This is a genomic window from Lysinimonas soli (assembly GCF_042655435.1).
GTDB lineage: Bacteria > Actinomycetota > Actinomycetes > Actinomycetales > Microbacteriaceae > Lysinimonas > Lysinimonas soli.
In genome coordinates, this window is record NZ_JBHSMG010000006.1 from 1 (window position 1) to 15,168 (window position 15,168).

The 15,168-nt window shown below is 70.8% G+C and carries 14 protein-coding genes; 11 read left to right on the forward strand and 3 right to left on the reverse strand.

Annotation, left to right across the window (positions count from 1 at the left end; translation table 11 throughout):
• The first annotated feature begins 102 nt into the window (after positions 1-102).
• The 7 genes from ACFPJ4_RS14920 (at position 103) to cofC (ending at position 7,170) form a co-directional block, all read left to right on the forward strand.
• On the forward strand, positions 103-480 hold the full coding sequence (locus tag ACFPJ4_RS14920; RefSeq protein ID WP_386741263.1) for a toxin-antitoxin system YwqK family antitoxin: 378 nt from the start codon (positions 103-105) through the stop codon (positions 478-480).
• Between the two features lie 47 nt (positions 481-527).
• Positions 528-734, forward strand: a complete 207-nt coding sequence (locus ACFPJ4_RS14925) for a hypothetical protein (RefSeq protein ID WP_386741264.1) — start codon at positions 528-530, stop codon at positions 732-734.
• Positions 735-851: 117 nt separating this feature from the next.
• Entirely contained in the window at positions 852-1,589 is a 738-nt protein-coding gene (locus tag ACFPJ4_RS14930; protein ID WP_386741265.1) for a hypothetical protein, read from the forward strand.
• Between the two features lie 119 nt (positions 1,590-1,708).
• On the forward strand, positions 1,709-2,770 hold the full coding sequence (locus ACFPJ4_RS14935; protein WP_386741267.1) for an AAA family ATPase: 1,062 nt from the start codon (positions 1,709-1,711) through the stop codon (positions 2,768-2,770).
• Positions 2,771-2,809: 39 nt separating this feature from the next.
• Complete coding sequence (locus tag ACFPJ4_RS14940) at positions 2,810-4,213, forward strand: DUF58 domain-containing protein (RefSeq protein ID WP_386741268.1); 1,404 nt, start codon at positions 2,810-2,812, stop codon at positions 4,211-4,213.
• Positions 4,200-6,485: a transglutaminase TgpA family protein gene (locus ACFPJ4_RS14945; RefSeq protein WP_386741269.1), complete on the forward strand. Its 2,286-nt coding sequence runs from the start codon at positions 4,200-4,202 to the stop codon at positions 6,483-6,485. Before ACFPJ4_RS14940 ends, ACFPJ4_RS14945 begins: the two co-directional genes overlap by 14 nt.
• 91 nt (positions 6,486-6,576) lie before the next feature.
• A complete protein-coding gene (cofC, locus tag ACFPJ4_RS14950; RefSeq protein WP_386741272.1) occupies positions 6,577-7,170 on the forward strand; it encodes a 2-phospho-L-lactate guanylyltransferase in 594 nt (197 codons plus the stop codon).
• On the opposite strand, the gene cofD is transcribed toward cofC, so the two are convergent.
• The 3 genes from cofD to ACFPJ4_RS14965 are packed head-to-tail and all read right to left on the reverse strand — an operon-like array spanning position 7,167 to position 10,794.
• Entirely contained in the window at positions 7,167-8,192 is a 1,026-nt protein-coding gene (cofD, locus tag ACFPJ4_RS14955; RefSeq protein ID WP_386741273.1) for a 2-phospho-L-lactate transferase, read from the reverse strand. The genes cofC and cofD overlap by 4 nt on opposite strands.
• Positions 8,193-8,220: 28 nt before the next feature.
• Positions 8,221-9,543 (reverse strand): aminotransferase-like domain-containing protein, encoded by a 1,323-nt coding sequence (locus ACFPJ4_RS14960; RefSeq protein ID WP_386741275.1) that lies wholly within the window; start codon positions 9,541-9,543, stop codon positions 8,221-8,223.
• 39 nt (positions 9,544-9,582) lie between these two features.
• A complete protein-coding gene (locus tag ACFPJ4_RS14965) occupies positions 9,583-10,794 on the reverse strand; it encodes a mannosyltransferase family protein (RefSeq protein WP_386741276.1) in 1,212 nt (403 codons plus the stop codon).
• A gap of 124 nt (positions 10,795-10,918) precedes the next feature.
• On the opposite strand from ACFPJ4_RS14965, the gene ACFPJ4_RS14970 reads away from it, so the two are divergent.
• From ACFPJ4_RS14970 to ACFPJ4_RS14985, 4 genes are read left to right on the forward strand one after another with little or no spacing between them, the layout of a single operon-like run.
• Positions 10,919-11,767, forward strand: coding sequence for a nitrilase-related carbon-nitrogen hydrolase (locus ACFPJ4_RS14970; protein ID WP_386741277.1), 849 nt, complete (start codon positions 10,919-10,921; stop codon positions 11,765-11,767).
• A 59-nt stretch (positions 11,768-11,826) separates the two neighbouring features.
• Entirely contained in the window at positions 11,827-13,263 is a 1,437-nt protein-coding gene (hydA, locus tag ACFPJ4_RS14975; protein WP_386741278.1) for a dihydropyrimidinase, read from the forward strand.
• A 21-nt stretch (positions 13,264-13,284) separates the two neighbouring features.
• Entirely contained in the window at positions 13,285-14,301 is a 1,017-nt protein-coding gene (locus ACFPJ4_RS14980) for a TIGR03842 family LLM class F420-dependent oxidoreductase (protein WP_386741280.1), read from the forward strand.
• Positions 14,298-15,167 (forward strand): ABC transporter permease, encoded by an 870-nt coding sequence (locus tag ACFPJ4_RS14985; RefSeq protein ID WP_386741281.1) that lies wholly within the window; start codon positions 14,298-14,300, stop codon positions 15,165-15,167. The genes ACFPJ4_RS14980 and ACFPJ4_RS14985 overlap by 4 nt, the downstream gene beginning before the upstream one ends.
• Position 15,168: the final 1 nt, after the last annotated feature.

The following is a 15,168-nucleotide window of genomic DNA, read 5'->3' on the forward strand; positions in this document are numbered from 1 at the left end:
CCCCGCCCCCCACCCCGTCGAAACGCCCCGAATCGACCCGTCGACCGCCTCCGAAGGTCGATTCGGGGAGAAACCGAGGGCGGCAGGAGGCAGACTGGGCTGATGGCTAAGCCCCCGCAGGACGGTGAGCGCAAGATCCTCTTCAAGGACGGCACGCTCAGCGCGATCGAGCACTACAAGCACGGCAAGAAGTCGGGCACCTGCGAGTACTGGTATCGCAACGGCCAGAAGAAGGCCGAGGGTCAGTTCGAGAAGGGACTGTTCACCGGAGAGTGGACCTGGTGGCGCGAGAACGGCGAGTTGATGCAGAAGGGCGCCTTCGTCGACGGCGAGCAGCACGGTCTCTGGCGTCGTTGGCACGCCACCGGCGCCGTGATGGACGAGGGCGAATGGGTGCACGGTAAGCGTTCCGGCATCTGGAAGCACTACAACTCGGCAGGCCAGCTCGAACGCACCGCCTCGTACGCCGACCGCACCTGAATCGCGTGGCACGAAGTCCATTCAGCTTGCGCGCATAAGCTCGTGCCGTGGCTGCCAAGGACCGAGGCGACAAGAGCGCGGATGACGCGGATGCCTTGATCGAGCACCTCAGCCCTCGCGTCGAGCCGCCGCCCATGAGCCGCCCGATGATGGCACCGCCGTACGCCTACCCGATTCCGTTCGGCGAACCCCCGAAGGAGCACGTCGAGCTGGTCGAGGGCGAGATCCCCTGGGAACTGCGCGAGGGCGACTGACCGGGAGCCACGCGCCGACACCCGTTCGGGGTGCGGCGAGCGATCCGGCTCTATCGTTAGATTGAATTTGCACGGATCAGACTGACGACGACCGGCGCACTGAGCTGGGGGGCGACGATGGAGGCTGCGACGACGCCTGCTGCCACCGGCGCGATGCCGGGCGACCCGACTCGATCCGCTTCCTCGCTGCCGCCCGCGGTGCGCGGCTGGGTGGCCGCGGCATCCGCGGTCCTCGCGGCACGGCGGATGCCCGTGCCCCTGATCCTCCGGCTGCGGGTCGCCGACCGTGGTGCGCTGACCTTGAACTTCGCCAGGCACTGCTTCACGGGAGACATCCCCCTGGACGCGCTCCCGGTCGACTCGGTCGCGATCCTGGTCGAGACCGGAGTGCCGGCCCCCGCCGACGCCGTCGAATACGACCTCGATCCGCTGCTCTGGTTGATCGGCACGCGGGCGTTCCCCGACGAGCCGGCGCCGTGGCTGGCGCCCAGCGAGCGGTATCACCTCGTGCGCTTCCCCAATCTGCGTCCGCTCCCGATCGGGCTCGACGTGGTGCGCATGACCGCGATCCTCGGCAACGCCTACGCGAACGCCGACGAGTTGGCGGTCGCGGCCCGGGTGCCGCTGGCCGATGCCCGCACGGTCATCAACGGCTATTCCCTCGTGGGTATCCTCACCGCATCCAGCGGCGCGGCAATGCCGGCAGCGGCGGCCCAGCCCGGGCCGGCGGCCGCCGCCGAGCCGTCCCGCGTCGAGACCGCGCCCGCCGACGCCGCCGCAGCGCCCGATGCGGCGCGCACCGACCCCCCGAAGCCGGGCACCCTGGAACGCCTCCGCGGCAAGCTGGGCCTGTAGCCGTCGCACGGCTCTTCTCGCCGCCTTCGTGGCGCCCTTCGTGAACCGAGGGGTCGCGCGCACCGTGTCTCGGTCATGCGCCTCTTGCCGTTTTCCCCACGAGTGACAGACTGAAGCTGATGGATGCTTACTCGCCGGCCCCCGGCTCCCAGCCTCTCGGTTCCCCGACCGGCGAGAGCGCGGGTGAGTTCGGATCACGTGGCGACGCGCTGCCGATCGCGGAATTCCTGCTCGACAGCCGGGCCGTCATGGCCGCCGTCGAGACCGTCATCGACGGCAAACGGGAGGCCGTCGAGATCGCGCTCACCGTGCTGCTGGCCGAGGGCCACCTGCTCGTCGAAGACGTCCCGGGCGTCGGCAAGACGATGCTCGCGCGGGCTCTCGCGCGCAGCGTCGACTGCTCGGTGTCGCGCATCCAGTTCACTCCCGACCTGCTTCCGGCCGACATCACGGGCGTCTCGGTCTACAACCAGGGCGAGCGCGAGTTCGAGTTCAAGCCCGGGCCGGTCTTCGCGAACATCGTCATCGGCGACGAGATCAACCGCGCCTCCCCGAAGACGCAGTCGGCTCTGCTCGAGAGCATGGAGGAGCGCCAGGTCACGGTCGACGGCAACACCTACCCGCTGCCGTCCCCGTTCACGGTGATCGCGACCCAGAATCCGATCGAGATGGAGGGCACCTACGCCCTCCCCGAAGCGCAGCGCGATCGGTTCATGGCGCGCATCTCGATGGGATATCCGGATGCCGCCAACGAGGCGGCGATGCTGCGCACCCGCGAGACCGGCAGCCCGCTCGACGCGCTGCTGCCCGTCGTGACGCTGACCCGGCTCGCACAGATGGTCGCGACGGTGCGTCAGGTGTACGTCAGCGCCGCCGTGGAGCACTACGCGGTGGCGATCGCCGCCGCGACCCGCGTCGACCGCGAGCTGCGGCTCGGGGCGAGTCCGCGCGCGACCCTGCAGCTCGTCCGGGCCGCGAAGGCGCGGGCCGCGCTCGACGGACGCGACTTCGTGCTCCCCGACGACGTGGATGCTCTGGCCGTCCCGGTGCTCGCCCACCGGCTCATGGCGGTGCGCACCTCGGTCGGCGCGAACCCCTTCGGCGGCGAAGCGCTCGCCGACATCACCGCCAGGATCGTCGCGTCGACCCCGGTTCCGCTGGGAGCAGCCGGCCCCGCGTGACGGATCGCCGCATGAACGCCGTCGCATGAACGCCGCCCCATGAACGATCGTCGCGTCCGACGCCGCCAGGCCGAGTTGCGCGAGCGCGCGGCCGCCGCGGTCCGCCGCGCTCCGCGTGGCCAGACACGGGGCGGGGACGGTGACGACTCCGGCCGTCGCGCGGGCGCGCGCGACCCGCTGAAGAAAGCCCAGCATCTGCGACCCAGCGCCCGCGGGATCGCCGCGATCCTGATCGGGCTGCTCGCCTTCGTCGTCGCGTACAGCACCGGTCGCCGCGAGATCCTCGTGGCCGCCGGTGCCGCGCTGCTGCTGGTCGGAACCGGGCTGCTCGTCGTCCGGATCCGGCGGCCGCGGTTCGAGGTGATCCGCCTGTTCTCACCCCCCGTGGTAGCCGCCGGGAATACCGTGCAGGTGACCCTGCGCATCCGGAACCTCGCGGCAGGCCCCAGCCCGCACCTGGTCTGGAACGACGCGATCCCGTGGCGGGAGTCCTCGTCGCCCAACGAACTGCTGCCGGTCGGCGGCGGGCAGAGCCGTCGCCGGGTGGTGACGACCGGGTACGAGCTGCATCCGCCCCGTCGCGGTCTCTACGAGATCGGCCCGCTCGTCGTCGAGCACGAGGACCCGTTCGGCATGGCCCGGTCGACGCTCGCCGTCGGAAGCTCGGATCGCCTCGTGGTGGTCCCCGCTCTCGTCGACCTGCCGCCCGGCGGCCCGAACCTGGCCGACGGTGAGGGCACGGCGCAGCTCGTGCAGCGCCGGGTCACGGGCAACGACGACGACCTGACGACCCGCGAGTACCGCACGGGCGATGCGCTCCGCCGGGTGCACTGGCGGGCGTCGGCCCGGCGCGGCGAGCTGATGGTGCGCCAGGAGGAGCACCGCAGTCATCCCGATGCCCGCATCGTGCTCGACACCCGGCTCGCCGGCTACCCGGATGCGCTGATCGACGACGCCGACCCGTGGCATCCGATCTCGACGAGTGACGCCTTCGAGTGGACGGTGCGGATGCTGGCCTCCCTCGGCGTGCACCTCGACGCCGCAGGATTCAGCGTCTCGATCCTCGAGACGGCGTCGCCGCAGATCGACCAGCTCGGCGAACGCTGGGACGGCGGACGGCGCGAGGGTTTTCTTACGAGCCTCGCCGGCGTGAGGCTCGTGGATGTCGGCCCCGAACGTCTCGACCGGACGCACGTCGTCGACGCGGCCGGTCCGGTCTTCGCGGTGCTCGGCGACCCCGAGGAGACGACCGTCGACTGGCTCACCCGGCTCCGGCGCGCCGGTGACGTCGGCGTCGCGTTTCTCGTGGAGCCGCGCCCGCGCGTCGTCGATCGGCTGAGCGGCGCCGGCTGGCTGTGCATCCCGGTGCACACCTGGGACGACCTGGGCGCCGCGTGGGTCGCCGCGTCGACGGAGGCGGGGTACGTCCGTGGCACTCACTGAACTGCGACGTCCCGCATCCCCGGCGGGGCGAACCGTCCCGACCGGACGGACCGCACCGACCGAGCCCGCGCGGTCGCGGGGCCCTCTGCCGATCCGCGAGTACGCCTGGCGCCGCATGCTGCTGCTCGCGGTCACCATGCTGCTCGCCCTCGCGGGGTTTCACGTCGTCCTGAGCGAGGTCTCGTGGTGGATCGTCGGCGCCCTCTTCATCCTGCTGGTGCTGGTCACCACGACGCTCGTGCGCCAGTTCAGCCGTCCCGCATGGCTTCCGACCGTCGCGGGGGCGGCCGTCGGGCTGGTGGGGCTCACCGTCGGCTACGCGGCCGACACGGCTCTGCTGGGCATCATCCCGAGTCCTGAGACCCTCGCGCGGTTCGGTCGACTGACCAGCGAGGCCTGGGGCGAGATCGCGGTGCAGACGATCCCGGCGTCGCCCGAGGTGAGCATCGTCTTCCTGATCGCGAGTTCCTGCGTAGTCCTGGCCCTCGTCGGCGATCTGACGTTGCGGATCGCGCCTGCCCTGACCGCGTTGCCGATCCTGACCCTGCTGGTCGTCCCGGTCGCGGTGCATCCCGACATCGCCGACGCGCTCTGGTACGTGCTCGCGGGGGTCGGCTACCTGGCGCTGCTCCGGATCGGACGCCGCCGCACGAGCGCTCCGAGCGTGATCGTGCTCGGCGCTGTCATCGTGCTCGGGTCGTTCCTGGTCCCCTCCGTCCTCCCGTCGGTCGAGCAGTCGGCCGATCAGACGGCGAGCGGGGGAGTGGCCACCGGCGTCAATCCGCTCATCAACCTCGGCGACGACCTGCGGCGGGGCGCCCCGGTCACCGCGGTTACTTACACCACGAGCACCGATCAGGGCATGTACCTGCGCCTCGCGACCCTCGACGACTTCGACGGGCGCAGCTGGTCGCCCACGCTGATCGCCCCGACGACGAGGAACAGCATCGCGAGGTTCCCGGAACCGGCCGGGCTGACGAGTGCGGTCGCGCGCAAGCGGGTCAGCGCCTCGGTCGAGGTCGGCGGCATCCAGGGGCGCTGGCTGCCCGTGCCGTATCCCGCCAGCAAGGTCAGCGGGGCCGACGGCAACTGGTTCTGGGAACCGGAGGGGCTCTCGGTGCGCAGCGCCGACAGCAACGTCGGAGGACAGAAGTACACCGTCGACTTCCTCGCAGTGAAGCCGGATCTCGCGCAACTGCGGGCGGCGAACACGAGCGCGGACGTGTCGAAGTCGTACCTGTCCCTGCCGGCCGAGCTGCCGCAGATCATCCGCGACACGGCGCAGCAGGTGGCCGGTTCGGCCGGCACCAACTACGACAAGGCGCTGGCGCTGCAGGACTACTTCCGCAGCTCGCTGTTCACCTACTCGACGACGGCACCGGTGGCCCAGGGCTACGACGGCACCGGCGCGGATGTCGTCGCCGAGTTCCTGCAGAAGAAGGCGGGCTACTGCGTCCACTTCGCCTCGGCGATGGCCATCATGGCGCGCGCGCTCGGCATCCCCTCGCGGGTCGCGGTCGGGTTCCAGCCCGGCCAGCCGTCCCTGCAGGACGGGACGACGGTCTTCACGGTCAGCACGCACGACCTGCACGCCTGGCCGGAACTGTACTTCGCGGGGATCGGTTGGCTGCGCTTCGAGCCGACTCCCGGACGCGGCGAGCTGCCCGACTACTCGGATCCGGCGGCTGTGGATCAGCAGCCGACCGACTCCGGCACGGCCGCGGCGACGAGCGAGCCCAGCGCGAGTCCTGTGCCGTCCTCGGCGGCCGGTCGCGATCTGCCGACCGATCAGGCCGGCTCCACCTCGACAGGTGCCGCCCGCGGTGGCGTCGACCCGGTTCCGATCGTGCTGCTCTCGCTGCTCGGGATCCTGCTGGCCGGGGCGCTCACCCCAGCTGCCGCGCGTACGGTCGTGCGCTGGCGGCGCGAGAGGGCGATCGCCGACGGACGGGATCCCGCCGCGAACGCCTGGGCCGAGGTGCGGGACACGGCGCGCGATCACGGCTGGCTGGCTCCCGACACCGAGACGGCGCGCGAGTTCGCGGCGCGGTTGTCGATGGTGCTGGCCGAGGACGGCGACCGCATTGCGGGTTTCCGCGGTCGGGTCGAGTCGTCCGCATACGGCCGTCCGGATGCCGCCCCGCTGCGCCTTCACGAGCTGCGCGCGATCCGGCGCGCGATCGCGGGGTCGGTCGCGCCGCGCGAGCGGCTCCGCGCCGTGTTCCTGCCGGCATCCCTGCTGGCGCGCGTGCGTTTCGACCCCGACGCCTGAGGTCGAATCAGCTCGGGCGACGGTCGATCAGGAGCGGACGAGCCCGGGGTCCCTGACGTCGCCGAGGCCGGCGAACCCGCAGACTGGTGACATGCAATGGACCGTGGTGGTGCCCGTCAAACCCGCGGCGATGGCGAAGTCGCGGCTGGGTCTCGGCCCGCAGCTGGCGCGCGCGATCGCGCTCGACACCGTCGCGGCGGCGGTGGCGTGCCCGCTCGTGAGCCGCGTGATCGTCGTCACGGCGGACCCGGCATTCCGGCCGCCCGATGCCGAGGTCGTCGCAGAGACCGCGCCCGCCGGCATCGACGCGGCCGTGCGTGCGGGGGCGAGCCTCGCGGCAGGCGGACCGCTCGCCGCGCTGCTCGGCGACCTGCCGGCCCTGCGCCCGGCCGATCTCGCCGAGGCCCTCACTCTCGCCGCCGCGCATCCGCGCGCCTTCGTCGCCGACCGGGAGGGCGTCGGCACGACGCTCGTGACCGCCCTGGAGGCGCCCCTGATCACCGCGTTCGGCGACGGATCCGCGCGCCGTCACCGCGAACTCGGGCTCGCGCCACTGACTCCGAGACCGGCGAGCACGATCGAGGTCGACGTCGACACTGTGGAGCAGCTGGCGGTCGCGACCGCCCTGGGGCTCGGCCCGGCCACGAGCACCGCGGCCCGAGCCGCGGAAGAGGGGCGGGGCTAGCGGCGAGCGAGTTCGGCCGCGAGATCGAGAGCCGCCGCGGCGACCGCCGCACTCGAGGCCTCGTCGCGCAGCCAGAGCGGCACCGCCCGGGTCCGGATGCCGTCCCTCGTGAGCGCGTCGGCGCCGGCCGCGTCGACCTCGTCGACCAGCCAGCCGTCGAGCAGACCGCCGCCCGGCACCGCGTCGTCGGAGCGACGCCCGTAGTGACGGGCGACCGCCGCGGCATCCGTCGACACTCCGATCGCCGTCAGGCAGGCGTCGGCCATGCCGCGCACCACCGCGCCGCCGATGATCGGCGAGATTCCGACGACGGGAGCGGCGGTGGCCCGCACCGCGTCGCGCAGTCCCGGGATCCCGAGGATCGTGCCGATCGAGACGACCGGATTCGACGGGGCGAGCAGCACGACGTCGGCGTCGGCCAGCGCCTCGAGCACGCCCGGTGCGGGTGCCGCGGCGTCGACGCAGTCCTGGACGAACGCGCGGGCCGCCAGGGATGCCCGATAACGGGTCCACCACTCCTGAAAGTGCAGCTCGCGCCGCCTCCCCGGATGGTCGGGGTCGTCGACCACGACATGCGTCTCGACCTCGTCGTCGGTAGCCGGCAGCAGCCGCAGACCGAGCGGCCAGCGCGCCTGTAGCCGGGTTGCGACCTCGTGCAACGGGATACCTTCGCGTAGCCAGGCCGTGCGGGCGATGGAGGCCGCGAGATCCAGGTCGCCGAGCGTGAACCAGGGATGCCCGACCCCCCATTCGGCGAGCTCGGCCGAGACCCGCTCGGTGTCGCCGACCCGACCCCAGCCGCGGTCCGTGTCGTTGATCCCGGCGAGCGTGTACAGGATCGTGTCGAGGTCCGGCGTGATCCGCAGGCCCGCGAGCCAGAGGTCGTCACCCGTGTTGACGACCGCGGTGAGCTGGGCGGTCGTGCCTCCGGAGCCGTCGGGCAGCTCCTGCCGCAGCCGAGCGCGTACTCCGCGCAGAAACCGGGAACCGCCGACCCCGCCGGCCAGCACGACGACCTTCATGCTCGCCACACTAGGGCCGTCGAGCCGATCAGGCGCGCGCGGCCGCCGCCAGCGCCGCCCCGACCGTCGCGATGTCGTCGCGCACCATGCCGACGGTGACCCGCACGAACCCGCCGGGCTCGCCGAGCTGAAACGGCGCCCCGGGCGCGACACGGATGCCGGATGCCGCGAGCTGCACCATGGCGGAGCGCTCGTCGTTGACCCGCAACCAGGCGTTGACCCCGTCGCCGGGACGCAGGCTCGCGCCCTGCAGGCGGACCGCGGCCGCCAGTTCGCGCTGCCGCTCGGCGTAGCGGTCGCGCGCGGCCTCGACCTGGGCGACCGAGTCGGGGTCGGTGAGCAGCTCGTAGAGGATCGCCTGCATCATCCGCGAGGTCCAGCCCGGTCCCAGCAGCCGACGGGCGACGACCCGGTCGATGAGCGCGCGCGGACCGCCGAGGGCGCCGATCCTCAGATCGGGACCGTGCGACTTCGAGAAGCTGCGCACGTGCAGCACCCGTTCCGGAAGCCAGGTGGCGAGGGTCACGTCAGGGGCGGAGCTGATCGAGCCCGAGTGGTCGTCCTCGATCACGACGGCATGCTCCGCGTTGCGACTGCGATGCAGCAGGCTGGCCAGCTCCTGCGCCCGACCGGGTGACATCGACACACCCGTCGGGTTGTGCGCGCGCGGCTGCAGCACGATCATCGTGGGGCCGGCGGCGAGGGCCCTGGCGAACTCCTGGGGCATCATGCCCTGCTCGTCGACAGGTACGGGCACGGGCTCGAGCCCGTACTGCTCCAACAGGTCCATGAAGGGCGGGAAGGTCGGATTCTCGACCGCGACACGGTCGCCGAAGCGGGCGATGGTCGAGAGGGCGCGATCGATCGCATCGAGGGCACCGTTGGTGACCGTGATCGATTCGACGGGCGACGGCCAGGTCGACCGCATCAGGTCGTGCAGTTCGGGGATGTCGGGCAGCTGCTGGTAGCTCGCGGTGTCCGCTCGAGCCGAGACCCGCGAGAGGGCCGGGCCGAGTGCCGGCAGCAGCTCCGGATCGGGCGTGCCGCGCGAGAGATCGAGTCGCGCCTCCTGCGCCCCGCCCAGGTCGCGGTAGCGGCGCGGCAGCCACTCTCGGGGCACCGAGCGCACGAAGCTGCCGCTGCGGCCACGACTCGTGATGAGCCCCGCCGAGGCGAGGGTCTGCCAGGCGTGGCTGACCGTGGCCGGACTCACGCCGAGGTCGATCGCGAGTTCGCGCACCGTGGGCAGCCGGTCGCCGGGGGCGAGGTCTCCCGTCGTGATCAGTCGCGCGATCCCGCTGGCGATGCCCTGCGGTGATCGCGCTTCGATCGCCTTGCTCACGGATCTCATCCTGAAATGTTCACGTGCTCGGATAACAAAAGCAAGGGGTCACGGATACCCGATCACCCAGAGCAGGAGGACGGCCGGGATCTGCAGGGCGACGGCGATGCCGAGCAGCAGCCCGCGCCGACGCGGGGTCTCGCTGAGCGGAGCGGCCCCGAGCACGGGCGCAAGGGGGAGAAGCAGCCTCGGAAGACTCTGCTGCGGCAGGAAGACGGCGGCCAGGTATGCCAGGTGGGCGACCGAGAATCCGAGCACCTCGGGTCCGAGCGCCCGCACGGCCCGACGGGTCAGCAGCACGACGGCGAGCCCCCAGACCGCCACGACGAGGACGACCCCGAGCGGCCCGAGGTAGCGGGTCGCCATGAGCAGCCACGGGGCGAACGGCACGAGCCCTGGCCGGCCGACGTAGCCGGTCCACCAGGCGAGTTCGGTCTGCACGTAGGCGTCGGGATGCCCGGTCACCGCGCCGGCGATCACCGGCCAGGCGAGCCCCGCCGCTCCGATCGTCGCGCCGCTGAGCAGCACGGACACGACACGGGACCCTGCGGGTGACCTCCCGCTGCGACGCCTCTTGTCGCGCCACCCCATCACCGAGTGCACGAGGAGCGCGACCCCCAGCACGAGCGCGCCGGGCCGCGTCGCGCTCGCCGCCACGGCGAGCAGCGTGAAGGGCAGAAGGCGATCGGCCCGCAGGGCCAGGAGCGCGCCGAACAGCAGCAGAAGGAAGAGCGACTCCGCGTAGGCCACCTGCAGCACGAACGACAACGGGCCGACGCAGAACAGCACGGTGCCCCAGAGAGCGGCACGCGGGGTGGTGGTGCGCTGCAGGAGTCGATGCAGCACCACCGCGGCTCCGGCGCCCGCGAGCAGCGAGACGAGCACCGCGACGACGTCGAACGAATCGGCTGAGCCGCTGCCGGTCGCGGCCATGATCGCGCGCACCAGGGCGGGGTACAGCGGAAGGAACGCCCAGGCGTTGGGCAGCACGTGCCCCGCCGCATCCACCGGCAAGGTCGTGGGGTACCCGTGCAGGGCGATCTGACGGTAGGCGGTGCCGTCCCAGGCAGCCAGGAAGTGCAGGAAGCCGGTGGCGGCTCGCGCGCTGCCGAAGGGGAGCCGCAGCGTGGGCGCGAGCAGGAAGCAGGCGAGGAGGATGGCCGTTGTCAGCACGCGGGACGCCGCGTACACTCCGAGCACCCGCAGGCTCGGGTGCGCCGCGGGCGGAGCGGCCGGTGTGGTCTCGGAAGTCGACGACATGGTCCGCTCGGGGCTCGCTGATTCGGGGGATGACCGGGTTTAATGCCGTTGTCATCGTGCGTAACGTCAGTGAAATGTTTACGGCGAACAATAACAAAAAGCAACTTGTCGAGGGAGAGCAGACATGACGATCGTCCGAGCCGCCATCACTCAGACCACGTGGACCGGCGACAAGGAGTCGATGATCGCCAAGCACGAGCAGTTCGCTCGTGATGCGGCCGCCGCCGGCGCCGAGGTGATCTGCTTCCAGGAGTTGTTCTACGGCCCGTACTTCGGGATCACCGAAGACAAGAAGTACTATGCCTACGCCGAGCCGGCCGACGGCCCCATCGTGCAGCGCTTCGCCAAGCTCGCCGAAGAGCTCAAGCTCGTGATGGTCCTGCCCATCTACGAGGAGGACATGCCCGGCCTGTACTACAACACGGCGGTCGTGGTGGATGCCGACGGCAAGATCCTCGGCAAGTACCGCAAGCACCACATCCCGCACCTCGATCGCTTCTGGGAGAAGTTCTACTTCCGTCCCGGCAACCTCGGCTATCCCGTGTTCGAGACCGCGGTCGGCCCGATCGGCGTCTACATCTGCTACGACCGGCACTTCCCCGAGGGCTGGCGCGAGCTGGGGCTGAACGGCGCCCAGATCGTCTTCAACCCGAACGCCACGAAGCCGGGCCTGAGCAACCGCCTCTGGGAGATCGAGCAGCCGGCCGCCGCGGCCGCCAACGGCTACTTCGTGGCGGCGGCGAACCGGGTCGGAACCGAAGACAACGAGTACGGCGACCTCGCCGTGACCTTCTACGGCAAGAGCCAGTTCGTCGACCCGCAGGGCAACCTCATCGGAGAGTACGGGAGCGGGGAGCACGAGGAGCTCGTGATCCGCGACCTGAACATGGACATGATCCGCCAGGTGCGCGACGACTGGCAGTTCTACCGCGATCGTCGCCCCGAGTCGTACACCTCGATCCCGAAGCCGTAACGGCAAGCTGGCCGGGGCGGATCGCACGCCGCAGTTCTCGAGTCGTCAAGGAGCGCAGCATGGCCACCACTCTCATCACCGGCGGGACCGTCGTCTCGGCAACCGGCCGCGGCGCGGCCGACGTGCTGATCGACGGCGAGACGATCGTCGGGGTGCTCGAGCCCGGATCGGTGCTGCTCGGCACGAATCTCGCCGAGTCGGCCGACACCGTCATCGACGCGACCGGCAAGTACGTCATCCCCGGCGGCATCGATGCCCACACCCATTTCGAGCTGCCGTTCGGCGGCACGGAGGCCTCCGACACCTTCGAGTCCGGTACCCGGGCTGCGGCCTGGGGCGGCACGACGACCGTCATCGACTTCGCCGTGCAGACCACCGGAACCCGCATCCAGGACGGGCTGGCCCGGTGGCATGCCAAGGCCGAGGGCAACTGCGCGATCGACTACGGCTTCCACCAGATCATGGGCGGCGTCGACGAGGACTCCCTGAAGGCCATGGAGGGCTTCGCGGCCGAGGGCATCACGAGCTACAAGATGTTCATGGCCTATCCGGGGGTCTTCTACTCGGATGACGGCCAGATCCTGCGGGCGATGCAGAAGGCCGCCGACTTGGGCCTGCTCACGATGATGCACGCCGAGAACGGACCGGCCATCGACGTGCTCGCGGCGCAGCTCGTCGAGCAGGGAAAGACCGACCCGTACTACCACGGCATCGCCCGCGCCTGGCAGATGGAGGAGGAGGCGACCCATCGCGCGATCATGCTCGCCGACCTCACCCGTGCGCCGCTCTACGTCGTGCACGTGAGCGCCAAGCAGGCGGTCCAGCAGTTGGCCTGGGCCCGCGACAACGGCAAGAACGTCTTCGGCGAGACCTGTCCGCAGTACCTGTACCTCTCGCTCGAGGAGCAGCTCGGCGCGTCGAGCGACGAGTGGGGCGCCTTCGAGGGCGCCAAGTGGGTGTGCTCGACCCCGCTGCGCTCCCGCGAGGAGGGGCACCAGGATCACATGTGGCAGGCCCTGCGCACCAACGACCTGCAGATGGTCTCGACCGACCACTGCCCGTTCTGCATGAAGGGCCAGAAGGACCTGGGCGTCGGCGACTTCCGCAAGATCCCGAACGGCATCGGCTCGGTCGAGCACCGCATGGACCTCATGTACCAGGGCGTGGTCACCGGGCAGCTCAGCCTCGAACGCTGGGTCGAGCTGACCAGCACGACCCCGGCCCGCATGTTCGGCATGTACGGCAAGAAGGGCGTCATCACGCCGGGGGCCGACGGGGACGTCGTGATCTACGACCCGAACGGCCACACCAGCATCGGCGTCGGCAAGACCCACCACATGAACATGGACCACTCGGCCTGGGAGGGCTTCGAGATCGACGGTCATGTCGACACCGTCATCAGCCGCGGCAAGGTGATCGTCGACGGCAACCGCTACCTCGGCGCCAAGGGCGACGGTCGCTTCGTCAAGCGCGGCCTGTCGCAGTACCTGATCTAGGAATCGCGGAGCACACACAGCATGGACTTCGGGGCAGTTCTTCAGACCAATCCACCGGCGTCGCGCACGATCGCGCTCGCCAAGCTCGCCGAACAGCATGGCTTCAGCCACGTCTGGACCTTCGACTCGCACCTGCTCTGGCAGGAGCCGTACGTGATCTACAGCCAGATCCTCGCCGAGACGCGGCGGGTGAAGGTGGGCCCGTTCGTCACCAACCCGGCGACGCGCGACTGGACCGTCACGGCATCCGTGTTCGCGACCCTCAACGAGATGTACGGCAACCGCACGGTCGTGGGCATCGGCCGCGGCGACTCCGCGGTGCGCGTCACCAACGGCAAGCCGACCACGTTGAAGGAGCTGCGCGAGGCGATCCACGTCATCCGCGAGCTCGGCAACAGCCGCGAGGTCGAGTACAACGGCTCGATGTTGCGCTTCCCCTGGAGCGTCGGCAGCGAACTCGAGGTCTGGGTCGCCGCCTACGGGCCGCTCGCCCTCAAGCTGACGGGCGAGGTCGGCGACGGCTTCATTCTGCAGCTGGCCGACGTCGACATCGCGAAGTGGATGATCGGCACGGTGCGCGAGGCCGCCGAGAAGGCCGGACGCGATCCGGACGCCATCACCTTCTGCGTCGCCGCGCCGTTCTACGTCGGCGACGACTGGGACCACATGCGCAACCAGTGCCGCTGGTTCGGGGGCATGGTCGGCAACCACGTCGCCGACATCGTCGAGAAGTACGGGGCGAGCGGCACCGTGCCGAAGGCACTCACCGACTACATCGAGGGCCGCACCGGCTACGACTACAACACGCACGGCAAGGCCGGCAACGAGCACGTCGACTTCGTGCCCGACGAGATCGTCGACCGGTTCTGCCTGCTCGGCAACTCGGCGCAGCACATCGAGAGGCTCGAGGAGCTCAAGTCGATCGGCGTCGACCAGTTCGCCGGCTACCTGCAGCACGACAACAAGGAGGAGACCCTCCGCGTCTACGGCGAGACCGTCATCCCGGCCCTCTCGGACCGGGTGACGGCGAAGGCATGAGACGAGTCCGCGCGACACTGTTCGGCATCGCCGGCGTCGTGCTGCTCGGGGTGGTCTGGGAGGCCTACAAGGCGCTCGCGCCGGCCACGGGCGTCGTCGTCGGCGGCCTCACGGTGCTGCCTCGCACGAGCGACGCCGCGATGCCGCACCTGTCGACCATGCTGCAGCGGGCGCTGGAGCCGGTCACGACCGCCGCGGGGTCTCCGCCGCTCTGGGTCGCGGTGCTGCAGGCCTCGCTCTTCACTCTGAGCGTCGCCGCGATCGGCTGGCTGGTCGGCGTGGTCGTCGGCTTTCTGATCGCGACGGTCATGCAGCGCTTCCGCACCGCCGAGTCGGCCCTGCTGCCGTGGGTCGTCCTCAGCCAGACGGTGCCGCTCATCGCGATCGCGCCGCTCGTGAAGCGCTGGGGCGCCCTCGTGCACCTGGGCCCCTTCGACTGGCAGGACTGGATGTCGGTGGCCCTCATCGCCTCCTATCTCGCCTTCTTCCCGGTGTCGATCGGCGCGCTGCGCGGGCTGGCCTCTCCCGAGCAGGCGCATCTCGACCTCATGCGGGCCTACGGGGTCGGATGGTGGCGCAGCTACCTGCGCCTGCGGGTTCCGGCGAGCGTGCCCTACCTGGTCCCCGCGCTGCGCCTCGCGGCCGCGAACGCCGTGATCGGCACGGTCGTCGCCGAGGTCTCGATCGGCCTGAGCGGCGGCGTCGGGCGGATGATCATCGAATTCGCACAGACCGGCAGCAGCGATCCCGCGAAGCAGTGGGCGCCGATCTTCGGGGCCGTGCTGGTCGGCCTGGTGGCCGCCGGAGCGGTCGCCGTGATCGGCGCGGCCCTGCGCAAGTACCGAAGGAGTGAGGTCGTCGGATGAA

Excerpts from the sequence above, each read along its gene's own strand:
- ACFPJ4_RS14920 (WP_386741263.1), top strand. The coding sequence starts at position 103 with ATGGCTAAGCCCCCGCAGGACGGTGAGCGCAAGATCCTCTTCAAGGAC.
- ACFPJ4_RS14930 (WP_386741265.1), top strand. The coding sequence starts at position 852 with ATGGAGGCTGCGACGACGCCTGCTGCCACCGGCGCGATGCCGGGCGAC.
- ACFPJ4_RS14935 (WP_386741267.1), top strand. The coding sequence starts at position 1,709 with ATGGATGCTTACTCGCCGGCCCCCGGCTCCCAGCCTCTCGGTTCCCCG.
- ACFPJ4_RS14940 (WP_386741268.1), top strand. The coding sequence starts at position 2,810 with ATGAACGATCGTCGCGTCCGACGCCGCCAGGCCGAGTTGCGCGAGCGC.
- cofC (WP_386741272.1), top strand. The coding sequence starts at position 6,577 with ATGCAATGGACCGTGGTGGTGCCCGTCAAACCCGCGGCGATGGCGAAG.
- cofD (WP_386741273.1), bottom strand. The coding sequence starts at position 8,192 with ATGAAGGTCGTCGTGCTGGCCGGCGGGGTCGGCGGTTCCCGGTTTCTG.
- ACFPJ4_RS14960 (WP_386741275.1), bottom strand. The coding sequence starts at position 9,543 with ATGAGATCCGTGAGCAAGGCGATCGAAGCGCGATCACCGCAGGGCATC.
- ACFPJ4_RS14965 (WP_386741276.1), bottom strand. The coding sequence starts at position 10,794 with ATGTCGTCGACTTCCGAGACCACACCGGCCGCTCCGCCCGCGGCGCAC.
- ACFPJ4_RS14970 (WP_386741277.1), top strand. The coding sequence starts at position 10,919 with ATGACGATCGTCCGAGCCGCCATCACTCAGACCACGTGGACCGGCGAC.
- hydA (WP_386741278.1), top strand. The coding sequence starts at position 11,827 with ATGGCCACCACTCTCATCACCGGCGGGACCGTCGTCTCGGCAACCGGC.
- ACFPJ4_RS14980 (WP_386741280.1), top strand. The coding sequence starts at position 13,285 with ATGGACTTCGGGGCAGTTCTTCAGACCAATCCACCGGCGTCGCGCACG.
- ACFPJ4_RS14985 (WP_386741281.1), top strand. The coding sequence starts at position 14,298 with ATGAGACGAGTCCGCGCGACACTGTTCGGCATCGCCGGCGTCGTGCTG.